Genomic DNA, 3979 nt, shown 5'->3' with positions numbered 1-3979 from the left:
TTGCTTCACTACTTCTCCTGGTCGAAAGTGGTGATGCATTCACCTCCTGAACCTACCGGCTTCAAAGTGTCATAAACTCATACAGTTTCACATTTGCAGCCCGTAAGTTTTTGGGTTAAGTAGCAAGAAGCATGTCCGGTCGGCGTGCGCCGGGGCCTACTTTTTCGCTTAACCCCCGGTTTTTCGGCCGTCCGGCACTCCAGCCCCGCACGAGTCCGGCACTACACCATCCACCAGCTCGCCAGCAGCCGCACACATCAGCCTCGCTAATCACACCCTCATTTCGCCAACCAAGCACAGGCAGCTACAACGATTGCCTCTGCTCCCCGGTCAAGAGTGGGTTGGAGGTCAGGGGCGAAAGCTGGGTTGTGGTTGCCAACGGCGCTGCTCTCATCCGCGAAACCGCCGAGCCCCCAGTACGTATATGGCACTCCAAGCGCATCGGGGATGATTGAGAAATCTTCAGAGGCGGCCACTGCGTCCAAGTCGGAGACTTCTTCACCGAAGTACGCGTCGAATGCCTCACGCACAGTATTCGTGGCATCCCCGTCATTATTCGTGAGGGGATAGCGGTCGTAGTAAGTGAACTGCGGGTCTTGAGGGCTGCGGGCAGCAACGCACTCTGCTCGTACAATGCGCTCGATTGCCTCTTTGAGGTGTTCGGTCACGGCGCTGTTGTAGGCACGAGTGTTGATGAGCAGCTCTGCGGAGTCAGGAATGATGTTGGACTTAGTTCCCGCTTGAATCGCACCAACGGTCACCACTGCGGTCTCGGTGGCCGCTACCTCACGCGAGACAATGGTCTGAAGGCGCATCACAATGGTGGATGCCAAGACAACGGGATCGACACTGAGCTCCGGCATGGATCCATGGGAGCCATTACCGTGCACAGTGACTTTGACCGAGAATGCAGAGGAGAGAACTGGCCCGCGGCGAGTTCCCACATAACCGCCGGGCAAGCTAGCTAGTACGTGTTGACCGAGATAAACGTCGGGACGCGGAATAGCCCTCTCCAGATCTGCCGCCAGCATTGCGCGTGCACCTTCGGCGGTTTCTTCAGCGGGTTGGAAAATACCGATGAATGTGCCAGACCACTGATCAAGGTTTTCGTTGAAAGCCTGCAGCGCTGTGAGCAAAGACATCAGGTGGAAGTCGTGCCCACAAGCGTGGGCGACGGGGACCTCTGTGCCGGTCTTTTCATCAATCTGCGTTGCCGTGGAGGCGTAGTCTTTGCCGGAAGTCTCCTTCACCGGTAGCGCATCAATGTCTGCGCGCATAGCTACAATCGGCCCGGCACCGTTCTCAATAATGGCAACGATGCCGGTGTCTCCGACGCGATTTGTGGAAATACCTGAAGATTCGAGCTCCTGAATAATCCGGTCTGCAGTGCTGTGCTCCTGCATGGAAAGCTCAGGGTGCCGGTGGAAATATTTGTACAGTTCCTCGCGCTGGGATTGGGTGGACGCGAGACCATTCAGAATCTTTCTGGCGCTCTCAGTATTAGTGGGCATACCTAAAATGTACGCCGACCTAAAGCGGACGGTGGAGGCCCTGGAAGGCATCCCCGTCCCGCCCCAAACCTCTAAGAGCTGCCTACGTCGTCACAAAGAACTTCTGGTTACGCTCGCCGCGGTAGGACTGGGCGGTTGCAGTTGCGGCGATGATAGAGGCAACAATCAGCAGGCCAGCTGTAATCAAACCGAGCGCCGACGAGTCTCCGGAGCGTACCTGGGAAATCGTTCCGACCAGCGTCATTGATGCATTAATGACAAAAACTGCCGCCGCCACGGACAGCACCGTGCGCGCTGCAGTCGATCCTTCAAGGAGTTTGCCAGCAAGCCACCAGCACGCAATCGCCGTTGCCGTCTGCGCGAGAATCGCAAACGCGAAGCTCACGGCCAAGCTGGTCTGTGCAGCAGAAACCTCGATGTTGTTGGCCTTTGCCGCTTCCGTAACAGTCGCGTCCCATTTCAATAGGGAACTGACCACGGTGAGGATTAGCGCTGGGACGTAAACATATACCGCGAGCCGCCACCACCTAAAGGACTGCGCCGCATGGAAAGGAACGTCTTTAGCCGAATTGACTGCCATAATTCCATACTCTAAACCACGCTGTCGCGGCGCGAAACGTCACTGCTAGGTTGAACTTATCGCTTGCCGACGAGCAGATAACCGGCAACCACCACAAAAGCTAACTTTTATACAGCGCTGGTGCGGTGCGGGTCGGTGAAGTCGACACCTTGGGTTTCCCACACGCGACGCAGTTCGTCAACGCCCTTAGCGCGAGCAAGGGCAAATTCGTTGGTCGTGGCGGGGACCGGCTGGAAGATTGTGACTTCGGTTTCCTCCACCGCGACCGGCGGGATTTCTGCCTTGAACAGCACAAAACCGGTGAAGCGCGACTGATCCCACAGTGGCTGGCCGAAGTCGATTAGTGCCCCCTCGGTGAGGATGAGGCCTTCGATGCTTGGGGAAGCGGCAAGAATACCCAGCGGGCGGATGACTTCGTCCAGTCCACCACGAATAGGCAAGACGAGTTCGGCACGCGGGCCAGAGTTGGTGTCCACCACCATTGCGGACGGATCTTGCATCGCTTCGGCACTGCAACCGAGTGTTGCGTAGGTGACAATCCGGTCTGTGTCAGGGCCGAAGCGCAGCATCTTCAGTGGCGAAGAACCAAGGAAGGTCAGCTGGGCTTCGCCGGGGTCGGACTCTTCAAAGTAGGAGGAAAATGCTGCTCGGACTGCTTTGATGATCGCATTGCTATCAGGGCCGGCGGGAGGAATGGGGCCGGTTAAGTTATCGAACACGGGCGGTACTCCTTGTTGAGGTGGTCATTTTAGGCTGCGGGCGAAAGCTCGACAGCATCAGCCCACGTCGCATCGAGGTTCAAAGTCTGCATCCACGTATCAATGTTGTCACCGTGTGCAGCGATTGCGGCGCGCGCAGTCAGCGTGGTCTCGATAGCGAATTCGGTGAGTTCATCGCTAATCAGCCCTTGGGTGTGGGCCGCGACGAGCTCGTCGACATCTTCAACGCGAATCTGTGTGGTCGCATCGACAGGTAGGGGAGCTATGGCCTCAGGATCGGTCGGTGCCTGCAGGATGTCGAGATACAAATCGGTCATACGCCAGCACTGCGGATCAGTCCGGTCGATGCTGACAATATCGACGTAACGTTGGTGTTCCACCTTCACGCCCGGGCGGAAGTGATAAATGCTGATGCGCAACCCCTCGTCGGCAAGCAGGAATGACTCTAGATATCCAAACTTTGGATGATCCATCCCACGGCGCATATAAAGGCGGCTGGGTGTGAGAGTTCGGAACTCGTCGACATTGCGCTGAAAGCCCTTGGGGTCGGTGTTGACCATTTCACGTAGGTCAAAGGTCTCGACTTTCGGAGGATGTGTGTCCTGACTCGAGCGAATTGGGGAGAGCGCAGGAGCTGCCGCGGTCGAAGCCGAAGTGGCCGGTGAAGTGGACATGCGAATACCTTAACGTGTAGGGGTTGCCTTTTTGGGCATAGAAAAGCCCTTTCTGCATACGTGATGCAAAAAGGGCTAGGGGAGAACTAGAAAAACTTAGTTCAGGCCGACCGGGAAGACACCGGCGGTCGGGGTGTAGCTGCAGTTGGTCGGACCAGGCTCTTCCTGAGTGGTGATACCGCCCTGCATGACAGCGATGACCACGCCCTTGCCCGTGTCAGCGGTGCCGTTGACAGCACCCGGGCCCTCCTCGGCGTTGATGCCGTTGTTCTCCAGGGTGGTCTTGCCGTACTTGCCGTTAGCAACGTTGACCCAGTAGACATTCATCTCTGTGTCCTGCTGCTTAGCCAGCTGCTTGGTGCCCAGGCCAGTGAAAATGAAGCCAAGCTGGTTTTCTGGAACACCTGGCAGAGGCAGGTCTGCCGGGCCCGGAACGGTAGTGGCCAGGCCGAAGGAACGACCTTCGCCGCCGATGCACTTGTCGGCAACAGTAGG

At 57.2% G+C, this 3979-nt stretch carries 4 protein-coding genes and 1 pseudogene; all 5 read right to left on the bottom strand.

All coding sequences use genetic code 11. From position 1 onward, the window contains the following. Positions 1–278: 278 nt before the first annotated feature. The gene (locus ADB02_RS01650; RefSeq protein ID WP_049189471.1) at positions 279–1511 is read right to left on the bottom strand and encodes an amidohydrolase; all 1233 of its coding nucleotides are present in this window, start codon (positions 1509–1511) and stop codon (positions 279–281) included. Between the two features lie 82 nt (positions 1512–1593). Then, the gene (locus ADB02_RS01645; protein ID WP_048732907.1) at positions 1594–2091 is read right to left on the bottom strand and encodes a hypothetical protein; all 498 of its coding nucleotides are present in this window, start codon (positions 2089–2091) and stop codon (positions 1594–1596) included. A gap of 107 nt (positions 2092–2198) precedes the next feature. Then, positions 2199–2810 carry a suppressor of fused domain protein gene (locus ADB02_RS01640; protein ID WP_049189470.1) on the bottom strand — a complete coding sequence of 204 codons (612 nt, stop codon included), beginning with the start codon at positions 2808–2810 and terminating at the stop codon, positions 2199–2201. Positions 2811–2839: 29 nt separating this feature from the next. After that, entirely contained in the window at positions 2840–3484 is a 645-nt protein-coding gene (locus ADB02_RS01635) for a DUF402 domain-containing protein (protein ID WP_049172719.1), read from the bottom strand. A 96-nt stretch (positions 3485–3580) separates the two neighbouring features. After that, positions 3581–3979, bottom strand: a pseudogene (locus tag ADB02_RS01630) (hypothetical protein); the annotation flags it as partial.

Source organism: Corynebacterium sp. 212_CJEI (genome assembly GCF_001055915.1).
Classification (GTDB): domain Bacteria; phylum Actinomycetota; class Actinomycetes; order Mycobacteriales; family Mycobacteriaceae; genus Corynebacterium; species Corynebacterium jeikeium_D.
The sequence above is the reverse complement of the archived record's forward strand: the minus strand, read 5'-3'. Positions and strand labels throughout refer to the sequence as shown.

Excerpts from the sequence above, each read along its gene's own strand:
- ADB02_RS01635 (WP_049172719.1), bottom strand. The coding sequence starts at position 3,484 with ATGTCCACTTCACCGGCCACTTCGGCTTCGACCGCGGCAGCTCCTGCG.
- ADB02_RS01650 (WP_049189471.1), bottom strand. The coding sequence starts at position 1,511 with ATGCCCACTAATACTGAGAGCGCCAGAAAGATTCTGAATGGTCTCGCG.
- ADB02_RS01645 (WP_048732907.1), bottom strand. The coding sequence starts at position 2,091 with ATGGCAGTCAATTCGGCTAAAGACGTTCCTTTCCATGCGGCGCAGTCC.